The organism is Sphingobacterium mizutaii, assembly GCF_900187125.1.
GTDB classification, from domain to species: Bacteria; Bacteroidota; Bacteroidia; order Sphingobacteriales; family Sphingobacteriaceae; genus Sphingobacterium; species Sphingobacterium mizutaii.
This window is the reverse complement of record NZ_LT906468.1, coordinates 3,384,053-3,406,250: the sequence shown is the minus strand read 5'-3', so window position 1 is coordinate 3,406,250 and position 22,198 is coordinate 3,384,053. Positions and strand designations below refer to the sequence as shown.

Sequence of the window (22,198 nt, the reverse complement as noted above, 5' to 3'; positions counted from 1 at the left end):
TGATCCTTTTTTTTATCCTTTAGCTTTTGGAATTATTTCTTTGGAGCAGCAGCTGGTGCAGCAGTAGCAGAAACACCTAATTTAGTTTTGATGTCTGCAGTCAAATCGTCACCACCTTGGAAGTAAGGAACACTACCAGAAGAGATATCTAAAACATATGCATAGCCTTTTTCTTTAGCTACTGCATTGATAGCAGTCATTACTTTTTGCTCGATTGGAGCGTATAATTCTTGTTGTTTTTGACCAATTTCTTCTTGTGCAGCTTGTTGAACACTTTGGATACGAGTTTCCATTTCACGCATGGTGTTAGCGATAGTTTGAACCTCTGCGTCTACAGTTTCTTTGTTCGCTTCACTACGGTTTCTCAATTTCTCGTTCGCGTTGTTTTGTTGTTTTTGGTATTCACTGATCATACCTTGAATTTCCTTTTGCTTAGTCTCTTGCAAGGTTTTCATTTGACCTTCAGCAGCTTTGAATTCATTGGTAGACTGAACAATTTCTGCTGTGTTGATATGTCCAATTTTTTGTTGTGCATTTACTGCGTTACCCGCCAATAAAATTCCTGTTGCTAATACTACACTTTTCAATAAATTTTTCATGCTTTTTTTGTTAGTCTTATATTTTCGGATATAAGGATATTCTTGTTTTGTTTTATGTTAAATAATAAAATTAGTTCGCAATTATAATAAAAAATATTAATTCGCTAAAGAAGGATTAGGTTTCAACCCTAATTTAGTGATAACATCGTTACTTTTATCCAAATTTGGATTGGCATAAAGGAATGCATTTTCACTTCTTTTATCCATGATGAAATCAAACTGACCAGCAGCGGCTACATCTTGGATAGCCTTAGTGACACGAGCTTGGATAGGCTTCATCAAGTTTTCACGTTGTTTGAAAAGCTCTCCTTCGAAACCAAATTTGCTGCGTTGGAATTCTTTTACAGCCTTTTCCTTGTTCACGATTTCATCCTCACGGCGTCTGCGCATATCAGGATTTAAGTTCGCTTGATCCTTTTGGTACGACTGGTACATGGTTTCAATTTCTGCGTACTGTTTATCAACCTCAGCTTGCCATACTTTAGATTGATCATCTAATTGTTTTTGAGCTGAATTATATTCAGGGATATGCTTCATGACATATTCCGAATCTACATATGCTAATTTCTGGGCAAACGAAACCGAAGCCAACATAGTTAACATCACGATTAATATTCCTATTCTTTTCATCGACATATTATTTTTTAAATTCTATGTTTAAGACAATTTAATTATTAAAAAGTTTAATTAGAATCCACCCATATTTTGGATAATACTGAATGTGAAGTTTTGTTTCCAGCGATCAGTAGTCAATCCAGGGATAGGATCCAGTGCATGACCGTAGTCGATACCCAACATACCAAAGATCGGTAAGAAGATACGTGCACCAACACCCACAGAACGACGAACCTTGAATGGGTTCACTTCATCAAATTTGTTCCAGGTATTACCTGCCTCAGCAAATGCTAAAGCGAATACGGTTGCTTGATCATTCAACATGATCGGGTGACGTAATTCTATTTGGTATTTCGCATAAATTGGACTACCCGATTGGATGGCAATACCTTGTTGGTTACTTCCTGTAGAGGCTGGAATCAATGCACCATTTGCGTAACCACGCATCGCAATGATCTCCGATCCTTGTAAGAAGTCAAAGCCTTGCATACCATCACCACCTAATTTAAAACGCTCAAATGGTGAAATTGGTGCCTGTGAGCTGTAATTTCCTAAGTATCCAAACTGTGCCTGAGCTTTAAATACTAACTTGCCGGCAATCTTAGTATACCATTGTGAGTCAAATTTCCACTTGTGGTATTCTGTGAATTTGTACTTTTCATTATCCGGAGCAGTTTCATAATTCATGTTGTTCCATAATGAATATGGAGGCGTCAATTGAACCGAAAACTTGATGTTTGAACCCGAAGTAGGGTAGATCGGCGCATCGATGGAGTTACGGCTGATTTCTTGGGTAAAGTTGATGTTGTATGCAGTACCATCCGAGAACACGAAGATACCACCATAGTTATCCAAGAAATAACGTTGGTAAGACAATGAACTGTTGATCTGGAAATAGTTATCTGGCCATTGCAGACGTTTACCTAAGGTAGCAGTCACACCGTGCATTTGGATTTTAGGGATACCCTCATAATCCTCATAACGGTTTTCCAAATAGTTATAACGTTGTAATTGTGAATTCGAGATATAAGCACTCAAACCAAAGTAAATAGGCTTCTTACCACCTAACCAAGGCTCCGAGAATGAGAAGCTATACGATTGATAGCGTTTTCCTGAAGTCTGTCCACGGATGCTCAATTTCTGTCCGTCTCCTCGAGGAAGTGGTTTCCAAGATTCTTTCTTGAAGAAATTGCTAGTAGAGAAGTTGTTAAAGGTTAAACCTAAAGTACCGATTACCTGACCAGCACCATAACCTCCTGATAACTCAACCTGATCGGATGGTTTTTCCGCAACGGAAAACTCAATGTCAGTCGTTCCCTCTTCATAGTTCAAGTTCGTAGGCATAGGCTGAACCTTTTGCTCATCAAACATTCCTAATTGGGAGATCTCACGAACACTTCTTACCAATAACTCACGTGAATATTTCTGTCCAGGTTTTGTATAGATGGAACGTAACACTACACGGTCATTGGTTACATCATTACCTTTTAAGATCACATTGTTGATGGTATATTGCTTACCTTCAAACATCTGGATTTCTAAATCAATAGTATCTTGATAGATACGTTTGATCACTGGTTGAACACTGAATGTTAGGTATCCATCGTTTTGGTAGATCGCAGCGATATCATCAGAGTTCCTGGTTGGACCGCTCAATTTAGAGTTCAATTTTTCTTCACTATAGACATCACCATGTTGGATACCCAATAGGATATTTAAGGTAGAGTCTTTGAATTTTGAGTTTCCAGACCATGAGATATTACCTACATAGTACTTAGGACCCTCGTATACATCGATGTCAATGGCAACCTCATTGTTGTCATGACGTCTTACAGTATCTTTTAAGATTTGCGCATCACGGAAACCTTTGTCCTGCATTTTAGCGACCAGGTTTGTTTTTGCTTCTTCATATTTATCTTCCTTGAACTTACCAGGTCCAAATACCCTGAACCATGCTCTAGGGCGTACACCTTTCATAAACTTAGTCAATTGTTTATTACTGAATTCCTCATTTCCAGTAAAATTGATGCTGTTTACTTTTATCTTTTTATTCCTTTCCACATCCACCACTACAATCTCGTTGTTGGCTTGGCCAGAGTCTGGTTTGGTCGTGATCTTGATATCTGGGAAAAGGAAGGATTTTTCTCTTAGGAATTTTTCAATGGTTGCTTTGGTGGTCAACAATAGGTTATCGTTGACAATTTTACCGGCATTGGTGTTCAATCGCTTGCGGACTTCCTCAGTTTGGGACTTGCTCAGTCCATTGATGTCAATCCTTGTCAATCGCGGTCTTTCCACCACCCTGATTTCTAGGAAGATGGTTTCTTCTTGGATTTTGGTAGCATATAATTGAACGTCTTCGAACAGGTTTTGCGCCATCAAATCCTTGATTACATTTGATGTTTGTTCGCTTGGAACCTCGATATATTGCCCAACTGATAATTTGGAAATCGTGATGAGGACATCGGCGTCAAGGTACTGTGCACCAGTAACGGTTACTCCACCGATAACATAGTTCTTAGGGTCCAAATAACTGATGTCGTCTGGATTGTTCAAATTCAAAGGCCTATTTCCTGTTATCTGAGCCTGCGCGAAATTGCAAATTAAGAAGGTGAGTAAAATAGAAAGTTTAATTATACGCTTCATCTACTTTTTATTATGTCTGCTAAAGTACAGCAAAGTCTTGTTAATTTTTGTTAAAAGAAATATTACGAATTTCTGACAGTAAGCCTGTCGAAATTAAAATGTTGCAAAAGTAATGATTTCTTATAATTGTTCACTAGTTTTCCCAAATCTTCTTTCTCTATTTTGATATAAGTAAATACATTCAAATAGAGTTTCCCTAGAAAACTCGGGCCACATGATAGGTAAGAAAAACAGCTCAGAGTACGCAATTTGCCACAACATATAGTTGCTAATGCGCTCTTCACCACTTGTTCTGATCAAAAGGTCGGGGTCAGGGATGCCATGTGTATAAAGATTGTTGCTAAACATTTCTTCATTGATGTCATCGACAGAAATTTCACCTTTTTTAACTTTTTCAGCGATGGATTTTGTCGCATCCAGGATCTCTTGGCGGGATCCATAGCTCAATGCTAGGGTCAATGTGCAACCCGTATTGTTCTTGGTTTGTTCAATGGTAGACTGAAGCGTCACCTGACAATGGGCAGGTAGATCGGACATACGGCCAATACTGTTGACACGGATATTGTTTTCTTGGAAAGTGGGTAGTTCTTGGTTCAATGAGTTTACTAAGAGTTCCATCAATGCATCCACCTCAAATTGCGGTCTGTTCCAATTTTCAGTAGAAAAGGCATATAAGGTCAAATAGTTAAGGCCAATCTCAACAGCGGCCTCCAATGCTTCACGGACTGCAGTCACACCGTTTTTATGGCCAAAGACACGAAGCTCGCCCTTTTCCTTTGCCCAACGGCCATTGCCGTCCATGATGATGGCAATATGCTGAGGTATTCTGTTTTTATCTATCTTATCTTTAAAACTCATTAGATAATTTCATTAATTCTTTGAATAGTTTTGTGTCAACCCTAATCTAGTCCATACTTGATGCCATCCTGAAAAGTCAGCAGGGTTAAATATAGCTTGTAAATTATGAGTTTGTTGATAATGTAGGTTAATTAATCCGCTCTGGAGGCCAAGTTGTTTTTGTCCTAAATTTTTGTTGATAGGAATGATTGCAAATGAATTATCAAATAAAATTGATTCGCTTTTCATCTCGAATGTTGGTCCCAATAGTTTCAGATTTTATCGTAAAGATACAGGTTTTAAGATTATCCCTATATAAATTTTATTGAATTAAGGAGAATAGGGACTATTCTTAGTAATTTCTCACGTCTATTCCCCAAAGCAGTTTTTCGCGCAAGATGCCAAAATATTGATCATTCTGCAAGCGGATCAGGTTAATGCTGAAGGGGGCTTTAGTGATCAATAAGCTGGTTTTTGTACTCAAGGTATGGCTTTTTGAATCACAGCTCAATATATATTTCTCGGTGCGGCTTTCAATCTCCAAACGCAATTGCATGTTCTCGTTCACCACGATAGGACGCACATTTAAGTTATGTGGAGAAATAGGGGTGATCACAAAATTGCCACTGCCAGGCATAATAATAGGTCCGCCGCAGCTTAAGGAATAAGCTGTAGAACCAGTTGGCGTGGCGATGATCAATCCATCTGCCCAATAAGAGTTAAGAAGTTCATTGTCCAATACGGCATGTACGGTGATCATGGCGGAAGAGTCTGACCTAAATACAGTGATATCATTCAAGGCAAAATCCTCGCCCTTAATAAAGGTACCATCCGAACTCTCTACCTGTAATAGAGCACGTTTTTGGATTTGGTAGTTATTAGAAAGGATTTGGTCCAATGCTTCCTCCATGTGATTCTTGGAGATATTGGCCAAAAAGCCCAAACGGCCGAAATTGATCCCTGCTAATGGAATCCCTGAATCTTTGATCAAGGTCGCGGCAGAAAGCATGGTGCCATCACCACCCAAGCTGAGCATAAAGGCAATATCCGAAGGAAGATCTTTATGGGATTTGAATTTCTTAAAGGTAAAGTCTAGCTTGCATAAGCGCTTAAGGAAACTGTGGAAATCCTGATGGATGTATACTTGCACATTCTTTTCACGCAGGTAGGTAAATAATTCAATGACATATCCTATCACGGATTGGTTAAACTCTCGACCGTATACTGCTATGGACAGCTCTTTCATGCTTTTGATAATATTTTGCGCAAAGATGAAAAATTCTAAGAATTAAATATTCAAATAGTTCATTAAAAGATTATATCTTTCTTGAATATCATTTTGATCCGAGCCATCATTGAAGGTAGCTTTTACCACATAATCATGTCTCCATAGGGAAGCCAAGACCGAGGAAATATTGTTTTTATTTACCTTGATGGTCAGTTCAACCTTGCTGGAATTCTCGATAGGCCTGATCCCTGTATTCAATATCTTGGTGTTTTCAGATTCTATGATATGGGCAACATGGGTTAAGCTATTGTCCCTATCTTCCATCTCCAGAACGATGATCGCTCCTTTATCTTGGTTAGAGATGGTTTGATTGACGGATCTTAATAAATCTTTCTGTGTGATGACCCCTACGTATTCTTTTTGTTTGTTGACAATAGGTAACAGGTCAAACTGGTAAGTTTCCAAGTATTGGAGGGCATCATAGATGTGCTGATAGTCGTATAAATAAATAAAAGGAAAGGTAAGTTTCAGTTCTTTGATCAGGGTTTCCTCATCTTGGGCCGATAGCAGATCCTCCTCGGTGATGAGTCCGAGGTATTCTTTGCCCTTTACTACAGGAAGTTGATGGAAATGCAGCTCATTGACTTTATCTAACGAAAAAGCAACCGTATCGTTCGGGTGAACTTCGGTATAGAGCGTTGATATGTTTTCACCGATATACATGAAACCTTTTATTTATTAAACTACAATAAACGCAAAACGTTTAATTTTAGTTTAAAATTGCGATTATCGCTAAGGTAGTGAAAATATTATTTTGATATAAAATAAAAAGATGTTTTAGTCATCTTAAAACTAATTATGTAATTTTACAAAACTTTTATAAAAGAGTATTATAGTATATGAGCTTACAAAAGCAAGAGAAGTTTATTGAAATCAGGGAAGTAATACGAAAGAAAAGTCCAGGTTTAGCCAAATGGATACCCAAGCCATTATTGAGTTACCTCACAAAGACAATCCACGAAGATGAAATAAACTACATCATGACTACCTATCATGATGATATGGGATTAGATTTTGTCGACTCATTATTAAAAGAGCTTAAGGTTAACGTACATTTGGAAGGCGCTGAGCATATTCCTTTAGATGAAAGTGTCATCTTTGCTTCCAATCATCCCTTGGGTGGTTTAGATGGGGTAGCTTTTATGCAAGCCATCGGGAAGTACAGAAAAGATGTGAAATTTTTGGTCAATGACATTTTGATGAATGTCCGCAACCTTGAACCTTTATTCGTTCCTGTAAATAAAGTCGGTAGTCAAAGTAAAACGGCAATAGCTGCAATCGAAAATGCCTATGCCTCGGACCATGCTTTGCTTGTTTTTCCGGCTGGACTTGTTTCTAGGAAGATTAAAGGGGAAATCGTAGACCTTGAATGGAAAAAAAGCTTTATTACGAAAGCCAAAAAATATAAAAAAGACATTGTCCCTGTCTACATCGAAGGACGCAACTCGAATTTCTTTTACAACCTATCGAGAATAAGACACAAAATAGGATTAAAAGCAAATATTGAAATGTTATATTTACCTGATGAGATGTTTTCCCAAAGGGGGAAGGACATTACCATCAGGATTGGGAAGAGAATTCCCTATACCCATTTTGACACCAGTAAAAATGAACGTCAATGGGCAGCTGAAGTAAAAGAAATGGTTTATGCCATGGCTCATGGTAAATAATAATTTATGCAAGAAATAATTCAACCGGTAGATAGAGATCTAATCAAGCAAGAACTTACTAAAGAAGCCTTCGTTCGTTATACCAATAACGGCAGCAATGAGGTCTATTTAGTGAACTATCATACCGCACCTAATATAATGCGCGAGATAGGTAGATTGAGAGAGCTGACCTTTAGGGGAGCTGGTGGCGGAACTGGTCTTCCTCTTGATATAGACGAAAACGATACATCTACACATAATTACGATCAATTGATCGCTTGGAACCCCGAAGATGAAGAAATCATTGCAGGGTACCGTGTTATCAAATGTGACCAAGCAACTGCTGAGGATGGTGAAATCCACCTTTCTACAGCTCATTATTTTGACTTCTCCGATAAATTCAAGAAAGATTTCCTGCCCTATACCATTGAATTGGGACGTTCTTGGGTTCAACCTAAGTATCAACCTGCAATAGACAACAGAAAGGGAATCTTCTCCTTAGACAATCTATGGGACGGTCTTGGGGCATTGGTCCTGATCAATCCGGATGTGAAATACCTATTCGGTAAAGTAACGATGTATCCGCATTACAACCCTGAAGCCAGGGATCTGCTGATCTACTTCATGAACCATTACTTCCCAGATAAAGATAATTTGGTAGAACCTACTAAAGAACTTTATTTAGGATATAAAACCGATATCTCTAAGCATGAAGGCATCTTTGATGGCTTGGAGTATAAAGAAGGTTATAAAGTACTGAATGCAAAGGTCAGGGAACTGGATGAGAATATCCCTCCTTTGATCAATACCTATATGAACCTTTCTCCAACCATGCGTGTTTTCGGTACCGCTAGAAACAATGAATTTGGGGAAGTGGAAGAAACCGGCATCATGATTACCTTGGATGATATCTACCCTGCGAAAAAGGAGAGACACATGTCGACCTTTGAAAGGGACAGGCACTTTGGCCAACGTCCTGTAAAGACTAGATAAACTGTTGGATAAAAAAGTACCTTTTTTTTGGACTTTTTTAGGGACCTTCTTTTAGTTTTATTCGAGCCATATTTTCAAATTTCCGAATATGCCTCGAACAAGGGTAAAACAAAAGCAAGAGAATATAGCTTCAATGATTAGATAAAATTATATCATAAAAATAGAAAGCCCTCGATGTTTTTCATCGAGGGCTTTTTGTGTATGCTGTGCATTTTAATCCTAGGGGTATAAAGCCATCTCTAAATGGGGGATATTATCTTCTAAATAGACATCGCTCTCAATCTGGAATCCAAGTCCGGTATAGAAACGTTTCAGGTATTCCTGAGCGCTGATCCGGATCGGAACCTCTGGATACTCCATTTTTGTTTGCTCAATGGCTTTGTCCATCAGGATCTGACCATATTGATGCTTGCGATAATCCGCATGAACGACCACTCTGCCGATCGAACTGCAATCCGGGTAGGACACATTTGGTGGCAATAATCTTGCATAAGCAATGCAGGTATCTCCATCCATGGCAAAGAGATGTTTCCCTTTGAGGTCCTTATCGTCACATTCTGGATAAAGACAGTCCTGTTCCAACATAAAGACATTGATTCGGAGCTGCAAAATCTTATAGAGTTCCAAGGAACTTAGCTCTGCAAAGGACTTTATTCTCCAATCCATCTTGGGATTAGCTTAATAATGATTTTACGACTTCAGAAATGGTCCTTCCGTCCGCTTGACCTGCAAGTTTTTGGTTTGCTGCACCCATAACCTTACCCATGTCTTTGATCGATGAGGCTCCGGTCTCTGCAATTATGCCTTTCACTACATTTTCGATGGCATCGCGATCCAGTTGTTTAGGAAGGAATTCTTCAATAACCTCCAATTCTTCAATTTCAATGGTATATAGATCCTTACGGTCTTGTTGCTGATAGATTTCAGCCGATTCTTTGCGTTGTTTAGCTAATTTCTGTAAAACCTTGATCTCTGTGTCTTCAGTCAATGCTTCCGTATGGCCTTTTTCGGTATTTGCCAATAAGATTGCCGCTTTGATCGCACGCAATCCACGTAATCTTACATTGTCCTTAGCGATCATTGCCGCTTTGATATCTTGGTTTATTTTTGCTTCTAATGACATATATATATAGTATTTATTTTCTAATAACAAGTGTACCGTTTGCTTGGGCGGTTGGCATTACCAATAGGTCGTTGATATTGACATGCTTTGGTCTGGAAAGGACGAAAGATACGATCTCGGCGATGTCTTGGCCTGATAAGGGTGTCAATCCCTTGTAAACTGTTTTTGCACGATCTTTATCGCCATGGAACCTCACTTCGGAGAATTCGGTCTCTACCATGCCGGGGTCTATACTGGTGACCTTGATGCCTTTGGCCAGCAGGTCAATGCGCATGGCTTTGGTCAATGCATCCACAGCATGTTTGGTAGCGCAGTAGACATTCCCGTTTGGATAGACTTCTTTTCCTGCGATAGATCCCATATTGATGATATGAGCTTGTTCACTACCTTCCATCATGGGGATAACAAATTTGCTGACATACAATAAGCCTTTGACATTGGTGTCGATCATACGGTCCCAGTCGCCAATCTGTCCATCTTGGATGGAGTCTAAACCTTGGCTAAGTCCAGCGTTATTGATTAGGATATCGACCTTTTTCCATTCCTGTGGAAGGTTGGATAAAGTGGTTTCTACCTCTTCCGCATTGCGGACATCCAATTTAAAGCTATGGGTTTCGGTATTAGGGTTGATGGTTTTGATTTTTTGAATCAATTCTTCCAGTTTTTCAACTCTTCTGGCACATAAAAGAAACCTGTATTTATTTTCTTTTGCCAATTCCAGGGCGCAAGCTTCTCCGATTCCAGAGCTAGCTCCCGTGATTAAAACTGTCCTCATTTTATTGAAATTTATTTTACTTGGCTTCATACTTTTTTCCCGAATGGAGATCCGGAATTTCAGTAGATGCTTGATTATGATACATAACAAATATACAACAAAAGACTAAAAATTTCTGTTCCTGCAAATGCTTTCATAAACTTAAAGAGTACCTGAAAGCGCTTAACTCGTTGACTATGAATTGAAGAGGGCAAAAGGCCTGAAAATAACTGTTTGCATGACCCTTTCGGGTAGGTTATTCACATCGGCCAATCTTATCCACATTCGGGTAAAGGCTTGATTTTTAATGCGTATATTTAGTTATTAACAGGTTCTTCACAATTGATGTTGATTATTAGTCCCTGTTTTACAACTGCTATTGCATGATTGTTGGAGCACCTATTTTTTACTGTTCAAAACTTGATAGTAGGGCGACTTTTATTTTTCTTACATTTGTTACCCTATCCTTGAAAACAGGGTGAATCAAGCCGAGAAATATTTTTTAGTATGTCTTTAGAAAACGAATTTAACAACAGTACGTCAGGACAACCTAGTCGTGCAAATTTCAACAAGAAAAGAACGAGCTTAAATAACTTAGTCTCCGGACTAGGCAAGCTCCCTCCGCAAGCATTGGACCTTGAGGAGGCAGTGTTAGGTGCCCTGATGTTGGAGAAAAATGCACTAAGTGAAGTCATTGATATCTTGAAACCAGAGTCGTTTTATAAAGAGTCGCATCAGAAGATATTCCAGGCAATCTATAACCTATTCCAGAAGACTTCCCCAATCGATATTTTGACCGTAGTTGCTGAACTGCGCCAGATGGGAGCCTTGGAAATGGTAGGTGGTGCCTATTATATTACACAGTTGACTGACCGTGTGGTATCGGCTGCCAATATAGAATACCATGCCCGTATTATTTCGCAGAAATATATTCAACGTGAATTGATCAAGGTTTCCACGGAAATCATCAATTCGTCCTATGATGAAACCTCGGATATCTTCGATCTATTGGATCATGCAGAGAAATCCCTTTTTGATATTGCCCAAAACAACTTGAGGAGAGATTCCAGAAAGATGGACGATATCATGCGGGAAGCGATTTCCTCTTTGGAATCCTTGCGTGATAAAACCGATGGATTGACCGGTATACCTTCAGGTCTGACTGCATTGGACAGAATGACCTCAGGTTGGCAACCTTCTGACTTGGTGATTATCGCGGCTCGTCCTGCGATGGGTAAGACGGCATTCGTATTATCCGTGGCGCGTAATGCTGCAGTAGACCATAATAAGGCAGTAGCTGTATTCTCCCTGGAGATGTCATCCGTGCAGTTGGTGAATCGTTTAATCGCTGGTGAAACAGAGATTGAACAAGAGAAACTGAAAAAAGGAAATCTAGCCGACCATGAATGGCAGCAATTGCACTCAAGGATTGGTCGTTTGACTGAGGCGCCATTGATTATTGATGATACGCCGGCACTGAACGTGTTTGAATTCCGTGCTAAGTGTAGACGTCTGAAGGCTCAGTATGATATACAGATGGTAATCGTCGATTACTTGCAGTTAATGCATGGTAAAGCTGATGGTAAAGGTGGTGGTAACCGTGAACAGGAGATCGGTAGTATATCACGTGCCTTAAAATCAGTAGCGAAAGAATTGAACATTCCAGTTTTGGCCTTATCGCAGTTAAGTCGTGCGGTTGAGTCTAGACCAGGAAACAGTAAGCGTCCTATGTTATCCGACTTACGTGAGTCTGGATCTATTGAGCAGGATGCCGATATGGTATTGTTCCTGTACCGTCCAGAGTACTACGGATTGTTAGAAGATGAGGAAGGAAGATCTACCGTAGGGGTGGGAGAGGTTATTATCTCCAAACACCGTAACGGTGAGACCGGTATTGTTCCATTGCGTTTCGTCGGTAAATATGTGAAGTTCGTCGATCTTGAGGATGATTTCTCGGGTATGGGTCCAGATGGCGGAAGTTTCAATGATTTCGGCGGTGGGATGGGAAATGCAATCCAACCATCAGGTAATTTCGGCGACTTCGGCGGAGGGATCACCATGCCGTCAAGGATGAATGATATGCCGGATGATGCACCGTTTTAGAACTGCAAAAACACTGTAGGGGCTTATGGCATAAGCCCGCATCATGTAAACAAAATATAAATGCACCCGAAAGGGTGCATTTTTTTGTGGAAAGTTGAAAAAGATCATATCCCAAGATGGATGTTTATTGATTGTTTGTATAAGGCGGGCGTATGCGATACGCCCCTACAGAATTGTGGCCAAATATAGTCTAGGAGGCCACTTTCATGCCATGATCTTGGTCTATCCTCGCATCCCATTCATCCTGGTTCAAATGTATGCGGCGGGCGTATGCGATACGCCTACGGAATTGGTTTTTTTTTGGATAATGTAAAAACCCACAGCGTGGGTGGAATCTTTATAGAAAATAGATGTACGAAAAAGCCAACCCACAGCGTGGGTGAAATATTTTTCAATAAAACTTTCAGCAGAGAAAAAATAGTTTGCTCATCTTACGATTTCGCGATGACAACGACCCATAAAAAAAACAAAAAATAGATTCTTCGTTTCACTCTAAATCCCTCCTTGGAATATCCAATTCTGAACGATTAGTGAAGAATCTGTACGGTTCTCTATTATTAATGCCTGTCATTCTTTACCGAAGGTTAAGAACCTGTACGCCAATGTAATCTGCAATATATATTCAAATTTATGCGGCGGGCGTATGCGATACGCCCCTACAGAATTGTGGCCAAATATAGTCTAGGAGGCTACTTTCAAACCCAGATCTTGGCCCATCCGGTGGGTGAGCGGAGTCGAACTCCGCATCCCATCCATCCTGGTTCAAACCAATCATCCCCAAATCTACTTCACCTTAAAATCAAAATACTGGTCCTTGAAGGGTTCATTCTTTAGGGTATAATGCCACCATTCTTCTTCGATAGCTTTGAAGCCATGTTTTTCCATGATGTCCTTGAGTAGTTTTCGGTTGGCTTTTTGTTCTGCTGAAAGGTTGTTATAATCGTGGTGTGAGGGTTCGCCGAAATAGTCGAAACCGGTTCCCATGTCCAATTCTTGTTTGTCCTGCAGTTTGATGATGGTGAGGTCGATGGTACTACCGCGGCTATGTCCAGATTTTTCGGCAATATAACCCAGTTTAAACAGGTTTCGTTTATCCACATCAGGATAGAATTCTTTTTTAGCTGCGGTATCGGCAATGTCCAAAGCCCAATCCTTAAAGTAGTTTACAGCCTGCTGCGGTCTGTAGGCATCGAATACCTTGATTCCTAAACCTTGTTGGTTCAGTTCTTTTTGGATTTGGACCAATGCGTTTGCTGCTTCCTTGCTGATAAAGACTTTATTGGCCTCATAGCCTTTGACGCGTCTTCCCAAGAAATTATGGTTTCCATAATATCTCAGATCGATTTCAAGGTTGGGGATCTGATCCTTTAGATTAACGAAGGAATTAGGGATCTCGCGCTGGCTGGCGCAAGAAAATAATAGGCTCAAGGCAAGCAAGTGTATAAGGAATAAATACCGAGTTTTCATGATCTATGGTTTTGATGATTATAGGACAAATGTAAAAAACCTTTGGAAGTTTGAAACCTTCTATGGAGGTTTTGGTTTTTGTTAAGTAAATATCCACAATCGTTTTTCGGAAAAAAGCGGAATGATTAGTTTTGTCGAAATATGAGAAAGAAATTTGATGTAGCAAATTGGGCGAGAAGAGAACATTTCGAGTTCTTTTCCCAATTTCCAGAGCCGTTCCATGGGATTACTGCTGAGTTGGATTTAAGTATTGCTTACCATGAAGCCAAGAAAAGATCGCAATCTTTCTTTATGTACTATCTGTACCGAGCGCTGAAGGCCATGAATGAGGTCGAGAATTTCAGGCTTCGGATCGATAGTGGAGAATTGTACCTGTATGATCAGGTGCATATCTCGACCACGGTGCTGAGAGCAGATAATACATTTGGTTTCTCTTACATCGATTTCCATGAAGATGAATCTTCTTTTTTGGAAGGGGCAAATCTAGCGATTGAAAAAGTGAAGGCCTCTACGGGATTGGATCTAAGTGGTGCGAGGATCAATGAGGTACATTGTTCCGCATTGCCATGGGTGAATTTCACTTCGCTTTCCCATGCCAGGAACTTCAACTATCCGGATTCCTGTCCGAAGATTTCCTTTGCCAAATTAATGGACCGCAATGGAAAAAAGACCATGGCGATTTCGTTACATGCGCACCATGCCTTGGTCGACGGTTACCATGTGGGTCTGTTTATGGAGCGATTTCAGCAATTGCTAGATCAAATCGATTAGGTTTTTGCTATCTTCTTGTGTCTGTGGATAATTTTCTAAAATAGTATGCCTATTTTTATTAAATTTGAGTCCCCATTTTTGAGGCATTACATAAGATAAATTTAGGAGAGTATTTTGGATTTTTTAGCAGGACTGAACCCCTCACAACGAGCCGCAGTTGAACAAACAGAAGGTCCAGTGATGATTGTTGCTGGAGCGGGATCTGGAAAAACGCGTGTAATTACCTATAGAGTAGCCCATTTGATACAAAAAGGAGTTGATCCTTTCAACGTTCTGGTGCTGACCTTTACCAACAAGGCAGCCAAGGAAATGCGTGAACGTATCATGAAGGTGGTAGGCTCTGAAGCCAAGAATATATGGATGGGTACATTCCACTCGGTGTTTGCGCGAATCTTGAGGGTCGAAGCAGAACTTTTGGGATATCCCAAGAACTTTACCATCTATGATACGGATGATACCAAGAGCCTATTGCGGACCATTTTGAAAGAGATGAACCTGGATGACAAGCTCTATAACGTGAATCATGTTTATGGGAGGATTTCATCAGCGAAAAATAATTTAATTTCCCCACAGGAATATAATAAGAACGAAGCGATCCTTGCCGAGGATCAATCAAATGGAAGAGGACAGTTGGGTCAGATCTATATGGCTTATGCACAGCGTTGTTACCGTGCTGGAGCGATGGATTTTGATGATTTGCTGTTCAAGACCAATGTGTTGCTCAATAAATATCCGGAGGTATTGCATAAATATCAGCATCAGTTTAAATACCTGATGGTGGATGAGTACCAGGACACCAACTTTTCGCAGTACTTGATCGTGAAGAGACTGGCCGCGGTGAATGAGAACATTTGTGTGGTAGGTGATGATGCGCAGAGTATCTATGCCTTCCGTGGCGCTAACATCCAGAACATCTTGAATTTCCAAAAGGATTATCCAGATGTGAAGGTGTTCAAATTAGAACAAAACTACCGTTCGACCAAGATGATCGTGAATGCTGCCAACAGCATTATTGCCAACAACAAGAATCAATTGGAAAAGAACGTGTTCTCTGATAATGAGGATGGTGAGAAAATCAAGGTAAGTCGAGCCTTTTCGGACAATGAGGAAGGAAAGATCGTGGCTGAAGCCATCTCGCAGGAAAAATCTCTGAAAGGATTGAGGTATAAGGATTTCGCTATTCTCTATCGTACAAATGCCCAATCCAGGTCATTGGAGGAGGCTTTGCGGAAATTGAATATCCCTTACAAATTGTACGGAGGAACTTCCTTCTATCAACGTAAGGAAATTAAGGATTTAATTGCTTATTTTAGGCTGACATTCAACCCGAACGATGAGGAGGCCCTGAAACGTGTGATCAACTATCCGCGCAGAGGGATCGGTGATACGACTGTTGAAAAGATCATGGTGGCTGCCGATCAACAGCAATTGCGCTTGTGGGATGTGGTAGCTAATTCCCAAATGTTCTTGGATGGAAGGAGTGCGGCATCGGTTTCTAATTTTGGATTGATGATCCAGAGTTTCCAGGCGACCGCAAAAACCAACACGGCATTTGATACGGCCATGCACATTGCACAGCATTCTGGGATCCTGAAGGATCTATATGAAGATAAATCTGTTGAAGGTCTGGCCAGGTATGAGAATATCCAGGAATTATTGAATGGTATCAAGGAGTTTTCGGAAAGGGAAGACCTGGAAGAGAAAGGTCTGGATGTCTTTATGCAGGACATTGCTTTGCTGACTAATGATGACAATGATAAGGATCCGAATGCGGATACGGTTTCATTGATGACCATCCATGCTTCAAAGGGATTGGAGTTTCCAGTAGTCCATATCGTAGGGCTGGAGGAAAACCTTTTCCCATCGCAGCTTTCGTTGAATTCTAGATCGGAACTGGAGGAGGAGCGGAGGTTGTTTTATGTTGCTGTTACACGGGCAGAGAAGAAATTGCATATTTCGTATGCAACATCTCGCTACCGTTGGGGAACCTTGAACAATTGCGAGCCGAGCAGATTTTTGGATGAATTGAATCCAAGCTGTCTGGATCTAGACTTCAAACCTCGTGGAGGGGCGATGATGGATGATGATTTTGGCTCGGAAAGGGTACAATGGCAACGTAAGGAGAACATTACAAGCGGTGATGTATTCTCGAAACCAAAGCCGAAAGTGGTGAAAACGACCTCGATTTTGCCTAAGGCGCACAAGCCGAGTGCGGACTTTGCACCATCGGATACTTCGGGTCTACAGGTTGGTATGGAAGTTGAACATGAACGCTTTGGATTTGGCAAGGTAATTAACCTGGAAGGAAACAAACCGGACGTAAAAGCAACTATTTTCTTCAAAGAGTTGGGACAGAAGCAATTGTTGCTTAAATTTGCCAAGCTTAGAATAGTAAATTAATACCCAAATTAGCATTACATATTTAACACCTATATAGGGTTAAAGCAAAATAAACATATGATTTTTGATTATAACAGCACTAGACCAAAATTGATTTTGGCGGAATATGGCAGAAATGTACAGAATATGGTCGACTATATTTGTACGCTGTCAGATAGGGAAGAAAGAAACCGCTTAGCCCAGGTTGTCATTGATATGATGGGGGTATTGAACCCGCATCTACGTGATGTATCTGATTTCAAGCATAAACTTTGGGATCACCTATATATCATTTCGGACTTCAAGATCGATGTGGATTCTCCATATCCAATTCCTACCAAGGAAAATATCCACCATAAACCTGAGACGCTAAAATACCCGAACCATAATATTAGGTTCAAGCATTATGGACATACGGTGGAGGAGATGATCAATAAAACATTGAACATCAGTAATCCCGAAGCAAGATTGAAAATGACATTGAGCATTGCCAATTTCATGAAGATGGCCTACCTGACCTGGAACAAAGATTCGGTATCGGATGATCAAATCCTTCAGGACCTGAAAACCTTGTCGCGTGGAGAATTGGTTCTTCCGGGAGACACAGTGCTGACCAAGCTTGACTTCAAAACTCCGCCTCCGGGGAATCGTGTTAAATCCTCAAGTAGTGGAAGTGGCCAACAACAACAAAACAAGCCACAAAACAACTATAACAACAAGAGGAGCAACAATAACAACAACAATAACAACAAGAGGCCCTCGAACAATAACAACAACAATAACAGACAGAAAAAAAGCTATAAATAAGACCGGATGAAGAAAGCAATTGAATCGAAACGGACAATTGCTTTTTTCATGTGGGATTAATATGAATTGAACAGACCTTTGGGCTAGTACCATTCCGAAGGTAGGGTTGATATGAAAAAACTATGAATGCATTTGAAATTTACGGTGGCAAACCATTAAAAGGAGAAATCGTTCCGCAAGGGGCAAAAAACGAAGCATTACAAATCATCTCTGCAGTTTTATTGACTGGGGAGAAAATGACCATTAGCAATATTCCGGACATTAAGGACGTCAATAAATTGATCGATCTTTTGGCTGCGATGGGTGTCGAGGTAAATAGAATCAGTGATGATACTTATGAGTTTGAGGCAAAAAACATCAATATAGATTATTTTCAATCGGAAGAATTCAAGAAAAAAGGCGGTAGCTTACGTGGGTCGATCATGATCGTTGGGCCATTGTTGGCTAGATTTGGAAAGGCTGCAATCCCTAAACCGGGGGGTGACAAGATCGGAAGACGCCGTTTGGATACCCACTTTTTAGGTTTTGAAAAGTTAGGGGCAAAATTTGTCTATGATGCGGAGAACCATTTCTTCAATGTAGATGCAACGCAATTGAAGGGAACTTACATCCTTTTGGATGAGGCTTCGGTTACGGGTACGGCAAATATCGTCATGGCAGCAGTCCTTGCAAAGGGAGTGACTACCATCTATAATGCAGCCTGTGAGCCATATCTTCAACAGCTTTGTAAGATGTTGAATAGGATGGGAGCTAAGATCTCTGGAATCGGTTCGAACTTATTGACGATTGAAGGCGTTGAGAAATTGGGTGGAACAAGCCATAAAATGCTTCCAGATATGATCGAGATTGGTTCTTTCATTGGTTTGGCAGCTATGACTGGGTCGGAAATCACGATCAAGGACGTATGTTTCCAAGAATTGGGGATTATACCATCTGTATTTTCTCGATTGGGGATCAAATTTGAATTGAGAGGTGATGATATCTTTATCCCTGCTCAAGAGAATTATGAAATTGATACCTTTATTGATGGGTCTATCTTGACCATTTCTGATGCACCTTGGCCTGGTTTTACGCCGGATCTTTTGAGTATTGTCTTGGTTACGGCCATCCAAGCCAAAGGGAATGTCTTGATCCACCAAAAGATGTTTGAAAGTAGATTGTTCTTCGTCGATAAATTGATCGATATGGGTGCTCAGATTATTCTATGTGATCCACATCGTGCGACAGTAATCGGCTTGAACAAGCAAAATAAACTTCGCGGAATTGAAATGACTTCTCCGGATATCCGCGCTGGGGTATCCTTATTGATTGCGGCATTGTCGGCACAAGGAAAGTCTGTAATCTATAATATCGAACAGATTGAAAGAGGTTATCAGCACATCGAAGAACGCTTGAAAGCATTAGGTGCAGACATCAGAAGGGTTGAGGCTCAGCCAGCTGGCCACTAAACCTGAATTGTCTTACTAATGTTAAAAAAGGATTCAGAGTTGGATAATCTACTAAGTCTATATATTTTTGTGCTCAAATTAATTGTTCAAACAAACAAATGAAAAAAATAACATTATTATCAGCAGTTGCGGCATTAGTATTGGCTTCATGCGCTGGAAACCCAGAAGGTAAAAAAGCTGAAACCAAGGATTCAGTTGCGATCACTCAATCTGAAGTTGTAGGAAATGCTTATACAGTTGATACAACTGCGTCTAAAGTAGTATGGACAGGCACAAAAGTAACCGGTAAACATACTGGTACAGTTGCGATTAAATCGGGAACAGTTAACGTTGATAACGGTAAATTGACTGGTGCAAACGTTGTATTGGATATGACTACTATCGGATCTACTGACTTAGAAGGCGAGTTCAAAGGTAAATTGGACGGACACTTGAAATCAGAAGACTTTTTCGCTGTAGAAAAATTCCCTGAAGCTACTTTCACGGTTACTGAGGTTAAACCTGGTGCGACTGATGCAGATTTGAATATCTCTGGTAACTTGGTTATCAAAGGTGTTAGCAAGAACATTACATTCGAAGCTAAAGTTGTTGAAGCTACTGAAGCTGCAGTTAAAGCTACTGCAAACTTTAACATCACAAGAGCTGATTGGGGTGTAACTTATGAAGGAAAATCTGATGATTTGATCTCTAAAGAAATCAATTTTGACATTACCCTTGTTGCAAATAAATAATTTTATTTAATTCTATAATAAGAGCCTTTGGTCATTGATCAAAGGCTTTTTTTATGCCTCAACCCCTTGGGAACGGACTTATTATCTTATTTTTGTAATTCAATTAAATGCATTGCCAATGAAAATTACGCTGATCTGTATCGGTAAGACAGATGACCAACATATCGTGAAGGGGATTGAGATCTATACCAAGAGGTTGAAGCATTATGTGAATTTCCAGATTGTTGCGATTCCCGATATCAAGAATTCCAAGAACCTGAGCGAGAGTCAGCAGAAAGAAAAAGAGGCGCAGTTACTGCTCAAAAATTGCAGTAACCAGGATTTTATCATCTTGCTGGATGAACGAGGTAAGGAATATAGCTCGATGGAGTTTTCAGCGTTCCTGGAGAAACAGATGATATCCAGTGTGACGCATTTGGTTTTTATGATCGGTGGACCTTATGGCTTTGATGATACGGTCTATCAACGGGCAAATGCGAAGATATCGCTTTCGAGGATGACTTTTTCGCATCAGATGGTCCGCTTGTTTTTTGTGGAGCAGATCTATCGCGCCTATACGATTATGAGGGGTGAGCCTTACCATCACGAATAATTTTATGTAAATTGAATATTTATAGCATCATATATTAAATGTAAAGGATAATCATGGACGATAATAAATTTAAAAGGGATTATAAGTTTAAGAGTCAGGAAGGAGCTCACGGTGGTAATATCAATAAGTGGATCATTATTATCGGTGGGGCAATTGTAATTTTATTGGCTTATCTGTTGAGATAGGGGGGCTTAATGGATTCATTTTGCAAGAATTCGAAGAATTTATTGCGCTAAATAATTTTGAAATATCCTTTAGCTGGAATTTCTATGGAGTTATGGATGGGACCAGTTCATATTCTGATAATCCGATAAACTACAGTTTGGATATTGCCAATCAAAGGAAAACAGAGATTATTGAATGGATAAATAAGCATAAATTAAAACCGGAAGAGGTCTTGATTATTGATGATGTTAAATCCTTGAATGATTTACCATTGAACTTTAAAGAGCGCTTGGTTTTGACTAATCCGTATATAGGATTGAGTAACCAAAATGAATTAAAAAGTGTTCTAAAAAGGAAAGTGAAAAAGACAATGCTGGGTTAAAAAATTTGAAAGTATTTCAAAAGGCTTTATCGTTATAAGGATAAGGTCTTTTTTTTGTTTTTGTAGTCTTGTTTAAGCTGTTGTAACAAGGTTTAAAGGATTGAAAGGAGTAGACATGGCGGTAAGGGGTTCGTTGGGCTTAGCTGGCAAATAAATAAGGCGATACGGGGAGTATCGCCTTAAAATCACACTAACTATTAATAAAACCCTATAGAACTAGGTGTTTTCAAAACATAGATCTTAGACCAGACTACAGTCTATCTCCAAGACCCACTGTAAAAGTAAAAACCTTTTATTATAAAATCAAATAAAAGTTGCAACATTTATATTATAATTGAATTTTATCTATATTTTTTAAGAATTCAACCCATGCAACTTGGTCTGTTTTAAATGTTAGGTCATTTTCTTGCAGTTCTTTTAAAGGAATTAACCTAAAAGCTTGTAGTTTTCCTTCTAGGGATTTTTCAGTAAAGTCGAAAGATTTTGTCCTAATGTTTAATTCTACGTTGTTTTTTTGCTCTACTTGATAATAAATGGAAATAATTTGACTATCATTAAAACTGGATTTTTCAAAGAAGTCGGTGGTGTAAATATGCTTGATGACCTCGACTTCCATTCCAGTTTCTTCCAGATATTCTCTTTTTAATGCATCGATCAATCCTTCTCCATATTCTAAGCCGCCACCAGGAAATTTTGTGAAGGATACATTCTCCGTTCGTTCATCGCTAATCAAAACTTCATTACGATCATTGATCAATATGCCATAAACCCTAACATTAAATAAAAACATAGTTAAAAATATTTGATCCTGCCTTGGAAAGGGCAAAATCCTGATGTAGTAATTTGTAA

General features: G+C 39.7%; 23 protein-coding genes. 11 read left to right on the top strand and 12 right to left on the bottom strand.

What is annotated here, in order from left to right:
- Window positions 1–32: 32 nt before the first annotated feature.
- From CKW03_RS14800 to CKW03_RS14770, 7 genes are all read right to left on the bottom strand, one after another.
- The gene (locus CKW03_RS14800; protein WP_093098279.1) at window positions 33–599 is read right to left on the bottom strand and encodes an OmpH/Skp family outer membrane protein; all 567 of its coding nucleotides are present in this window, start codon (window positions 597–599) and stop codon (window positions 33–35) included.
- Between the two features lie 96 nt (window positions 600–695).
- On the bottom strand, window positions 696–1,229 hold the full coding sequence (locus CKW03_RS14795) for an OmpH/Skp family outer membrane protein (RefSeq protein WP_093098503.1): 534 nt from the start codon (window positions 1,227–1,229) through the stop codon (window positions 696–698).
- A 57-nt stretch (window positions 1,230–1,286) separates the two neighbouring features.
- Entirely contained in the window at window positions 1,287–3,860 is a 2,574-nt protein-coding gene (gene bamA, locus CKW03_RS14790; protein WP_093098277.1) for an outer membrane protein assembly factor BamA, read from the bottom strand.
- A gap of 120 nt (window positions 3,861–3,980) precedes the next feature.
- Entirely contained in the window at window positions 3,981–4,718 is a 738-nt protein-coding gene (locus tag CKW03_RS14785) for an undecaprenyl pyrophosphate synthase (RefSeq protein WP_093098276.1), read from the bottom strand.
- Between the two features lie 12 nt (window positions 4,719–4,730).
- Window positions 4,731–4,946: a hypothetical protein gene (locus tag CKW03_RS14780; RefSeq protein WP_093098274.1), complete on the bottom strand. Its 216-nt coding sequence runs from the start codon at window positions 4,944–4,946 to the stop codon at window positions 4,731–4,733.
- 103 nt (window positions 4,947–5,049) lie between these two features.
- Window positions 5,050–5,943 (bottom strand): NAD kinase, encoded by an 894-nt coding sequence (locus CKW03_RS14775; RefSeq protein ID WP_307724195.1) that lies wholly within the window; start codon window positions 5,941–5,943, stop codon window positions 5,050–5,052.
- A gap of 42 nt (window positions 5,944–5,985) precedes the next feature.
- A complete protein-coding gene (locus tag CKW03_RS14770) occupies window positions 5,986–6,648 on the bottom strand; it encodes a CBS domain-containing protein (RefSeq protein ID WP_093098273.1) in 663 nt (220 codons plus the stop codon).
- Between the two features lie 176 nt (window positions 6,649–6,824).
- Between CKW03_RS14770 and glsA the strand changes: the two genes are divergently transcribed.
- Together glsA and glsB are read left to right on the top strand one after the other, a co-directional pair.
- Window positions 6,825–7,655 carry a lyso-glycine lipid O-acyltransferase GlsA gene (gene glsA, locus CKW03_RS14765; protein WP_093098271.1) on the top strand — a complete coding sequence of 277 codons (831 nt, stop codon included), beginning with the start codon at window positions 6,825–6,827 and terminating at the stop codon, window positions 7,653–7,655.
- A gap of 6 nt (window positions 7,656–7,661) precedes the next feature.
- Window positions 7,662–8,627: a glycine N(alpha)-acyltransferase GlsB gene (gene glsB, locus CKW03_RS14760; protein WP_093098270.1), complete on the top strand. Its 966-nt coding sequence runs from the start codon at window positions 7,662–7,664 to the stop codon at window positions 8,625–8,627.
- A 219-nt stretch (window positions 8,628–8,846) separates the two neighbouring features.
- Here the strand turns inward: glsB and CKW03_RS14755 are convergent, their stop codons facing one another.
- The 3 genes from CKW03_RS14755 to CKW03_RS14745 are packed head-to-tail and all read right to left on the bottom strand — an operon-like array spanning window position 8,847 to window position 10,525.
- Window positions 8,847–9,293, bottom strand: a complete 447-nt coding sequence (locus CKW03_RS14755) for a GNAT family N-acetyltransferase (protein WP_093098268.1) — start codon at window positions 9,291–9,293, stop codon at window positions 8,847–8,849.
- A 7-nt stretch (window positions 9,294–9,300) separates the two neighbouring features.
- The gene (locus CKW03_RS14750; RefSeq protein WP_093098267.1) at window positions 9,301–9,750 is read right to left on the bottom strand and encodes a GatB/YqeY domain-containing protein; all 450 of its coding nucleotides are present in this window, start codon (window positions 9,748–9,750) and stop codon (window positions 9,301–9,303) included.
- A 13-nt stretch (window positions 9,751–9,763) separates the two neighbouring features.
- Window positions 9,764–10,525 (bottom strand): SDR family NAD(P)-dependent oxidoreductase, encoded by a 762-nt coding sequence (locus CKW03_RS14745; protein WP_093098265.1) that lies wholly within the window; start codon window positions 10,523–10,525, stop codon window positions 9,764–9,766.
- Window positions 10,526–11,011: 486 nt separating this feature from the next.
- Here CKW03_RS14745 and dnaB point away from each other — a divergent pair, with 486 nt between their 5' ends.
- On the top strand, window positions 11,012–12,607 hold the full coding sequence (gene dnaB, locus CKW03_RS14740; protein ID WP_093098264.1) for a replicative DNA helicase: 1,596 nt from the start codon (window positions 11,012–11,014) through the stop codon (window positions 12,605–12,607).
- A gap of 783 nt (window positions 12,608–13,390) precedes the next feature.
- Here the strand turns inward: dnaB and CKW03_RS14735 are convergent.
- A complete protein-coding gene (locus CKW03_RS14735) occupies window positions 13,391–14,074 on the bottom strand; it encodes a M15 family metallopeptidase (protein ID WP_093098262.1) in 684 nt (227 codons plus the stop codon).
- Window positions 14,075–14,215: 141 nt separating this feature from the next.
- Between CKW03_RS14735 and CKW03_RS14730 the strand changes: the two genes are divergently transcribed.
- The 8 genes from CKW03_RS14730 to CKW03_RS14700 all read left to right on the top strand — a co-directional run bounded on the left by CKW03_RS14730 (window position 14,216) and on the right by CKW03_RS14700 (window position 21,349).
- Window positions 14,216–14,845, top strand: coding sequence for a CatA-like O-acetyltransferase (locus CKW03_RS14730; RefSeq protein WP_093098261.1), 630 nt, complete (start codon window positions 14,216–14,218; stop codon window positions 14,843–14,845).
- Between the two features lie 114 nt (window positions 14,846–14,959).
- On the top strand, window positions 14,960–17,245 hold the full coding sequence (locus CKW03_RS14725) for an ATP-dependent helicase (RefSeq protein ID WP_093098259.1): 2,286 nt from the start codon (window positions 14,960–14,962) through the stop codon (window positions 17,243–17,245).
- Between the two features lie 57 nt (window positions 17,246–17,302).
- On the top strand, window positions 17,303–18,031 hold the full coding sequence (locus CKW03_RS14720; RefSeq protein ID WP_093098257.1) for a DUF4290 domain-containing protein: 729 nt from the start codon (window positions 17,303–17,305) through the stop codon (window positions 18,029–18,031).
- Window positions 18,032–18,153: 122 nt separating this feature from the next.
- Window positions 18,154–19,479 (top strand): UDP-N-acetylglucosamine 1-carboxyvinyltransferase, encoded by a 1,326-nt coding sequence (gene murA, locus CKW03_RS14715; RefSeq protein ID WP_093098255.1) that lies wholly within the window; start codon window positions 18,154–18,156, stop codon window positions 19,477–19,479.
- 98 nt (window positions 19,480–19,577) lie between these two features.
- Window positions 19,578–20,210 (top strand): YceI family protein, encoded by a 633-nt coding sequence (locus tag CKW03_RS14710; RefSeq protein ID WP_093098253.1) that lies wholly within the window; start codon window positions 19,578–19,580, stop codon window positions 20,208–20,210.
- 118 nt (window positions 20,211–20,328) lie between these two features.
- Complete coding sequence (rlmH, locus tag CKW03_RS14705; RefSeq protein WP_093098500.1) at window positions 20,329–20,802, top strand: 23S rRNA (pseudouridine(1915)-N(3))-methyltransferase RlmH; 474 nt, start codon at window positions 20,329–20,331, stop codon at window positions 20,800–20,802.
- A 53-nt stretch (window positions 20,803–20,855) separates the two neighbouring features.
- A complete protein-coding gene (locus CKW03_RS20790) occupies window positions 20,856–20,987 on the top strand; it encodes a hypothetical protein (protein ID WP_261771998.1) in 132 nt (43 codons plus the stop codon).
- A 20-nt stretch (window positions 20,988–21,007) separates the two neighbouring features.
- Window positions 21,008–21,349, top strand: a complete 342-nt coding sequence (locus CKW03_RS14700) for an HAD domain-containing protein (RefSeq protein WP_139185472.1) — start codon at window positions 21,008–21,010, stop codon at window positions 21,347–21,349.
- A gap of 328 nt (window positions 21,350–21,677) precedes the next feature.
- On the opposite strand, the gene CKW03_RS14695 is transcribed toward CKW03_RS14700, so the two are convergent.
- The gene (locus CKW03_RS14695) at window positions 21,678–22,139 is read right to left on the bottom strand and encodes an NUDIX domain-containing protein (protein ID WP_093098249.1); all 462 of its coding nucleotides are present in this window, start codon (window positions 22,137–22,139) and stop codon (window positions 21,678–21,680) included.
- Window positions 22,140–22,198: the final 59 nt, after the last annotated feature.

Excerpts from the sequence above, each read along its gene's own strand:
- CKW03_RS14775 (WP_307724195.1), bottom strand. The coding sequence starts at position 5,943 with ATGAAAGAGCTGTCCATAGCAGTATACGGTCGAGAGTTTAACCAATCC.
- glsB (WP_093098270.1), top strand. The coding sequence starts at position 7,662 with ATGCAAGAAATAATTCAACCGGTAGATAGAGATCTAATCAAGCAAGAA.
- CKW03_RS14800 (WP_093098279.1), bottom strand. The coding sequence starts at position 599 with ATGAAAAATTTATTGAAAAGTGTAGTATTAGCAACAGGAATTTTATTG.
- CKW03_RS14745 (WP_093098265.1), bottom strand. The coding sequence starts at position 10,525 with ATGAGGACAGTTTTAATCACGGGAGCTAGCTCTGGAATCGGAGAAGCT.
- CKW03_RS14785 (WP_093098276.1), bottom strand. The coding sequence starts at position 4,718 with ATGAGTTTTAAAGATAAGATAGATAAAAACAGAATACCTCAGCATATT.
- CKW03_RS14770 (WP_093098273.1), bottom strand. The coding sequence starts at position 6,648 with ATGTATATCGGTGAAAACATATCAACGCTCTATACCGAAGTTCACCCG.
- CKW03_RS20790 (WP_261771998.1), top strand. The coding sequence starts at position 20,856 with ATGGACGATAATAAATTTAAAAGGGATTATAAGTTTAAGAGTCAGGAA.
- CKW03_RS14730 (WP_093098261.1), top strand. The coding sequence starts at position 14,216 with ATGAGAAAGAAATTTGATGTAGCAAATTGGGCGAGAAGAGAACATTTC.
- CKW03_RS14795 (WP_093098503.1), bottom strand. The coding sequence starts at position 1,229 with ATGAAAAGAATAGGAATATTAATCGTGATGTTAACTATGTTGGCTTCG.
- CKW03_RS14735 (WP_093098262.1), bottom strand. The coding sequence starts at position 14,074 with ATGAAAACTCGGTATTTATTCCTTATACACTTGCTTGCCTTGAGCCTA.
- CKW03_RS14755 (WP_093098268.1), bottom strand. The coding sequence starts at position 9,293 with ATGGATTGGAGAATAAAGTCCTTTGCAGAGCTAAGTTCCTTGGAACTC.
- CKW03_RS14710 (WP_093098253.1), top strand. The coding sequence starts at position 19,578 with ATGAAAAAAATAACATTATTATCAGCAGTTGCGGCATTAGTATTGGCT.
- glsA (WP_093098271.1), top strand. The coding sequence starts at position 6,825 with ATGAGCTTACAAAAGCAAGAGAAGTTTATTGAAATCAGGGAAGTAATA.
- rlmH (WP_093098500.1), top strand. The coding sequence starts at position 20,329 with ATGAAAATTACGCTGATCTGTATCGGTAAGACAGATGACCAACATATC.
- CKW03_RS14720 (WP_093098257.1), top strand. The coding sequence starts at position 17,303 with ATGATTTTTGATTATAACAGCACTAGACCAAAATTGATTTTGGCGGAA.
- CKW03_RS14780 (WP_093098274.1), bottom strand. The coding sequence starts at position 4,946 with ATGAAAAGCGAATCAATTTTATTTGATAATTCATTTGCAATCATTCCT.
- murA (WP_093098255.1), top strand. The coding sequence starts at position 18,154 with ATGAATGCATTTGAAATTTACGGTGGCAAACCATTAAAAGGAGAAATC.
- CKW03_RS14695 (WP_093098249.1), bottom strand. The coding sequence starts at position 22,139 with ATGTTTTTATTTAATGTTAGGGTTTATGGCATATTGATCAATGATCGT.
- CKW03_RS14750 (WP_093098267.1), bottom strand. The coding sequence starts at position 9,750 with ATGTCATTAGAAGCAAAAATAAACCAAGATATCAAAGCGGCAATGATC.
- bamA (WP_093098277.1), bottom strand. The coding sequence starts at position 3,860 with ATGAAGCGTATAATTAAACTTTCTATTTTACTCACCTTCTTAATTTGC.
- dnaB (WP_093098264.1), top strand. The coding sequence starts at position 11,012 with ATGTCTTTAGAAAACGAATTTAACAACAGTACGTCAGGACAACCTAGT.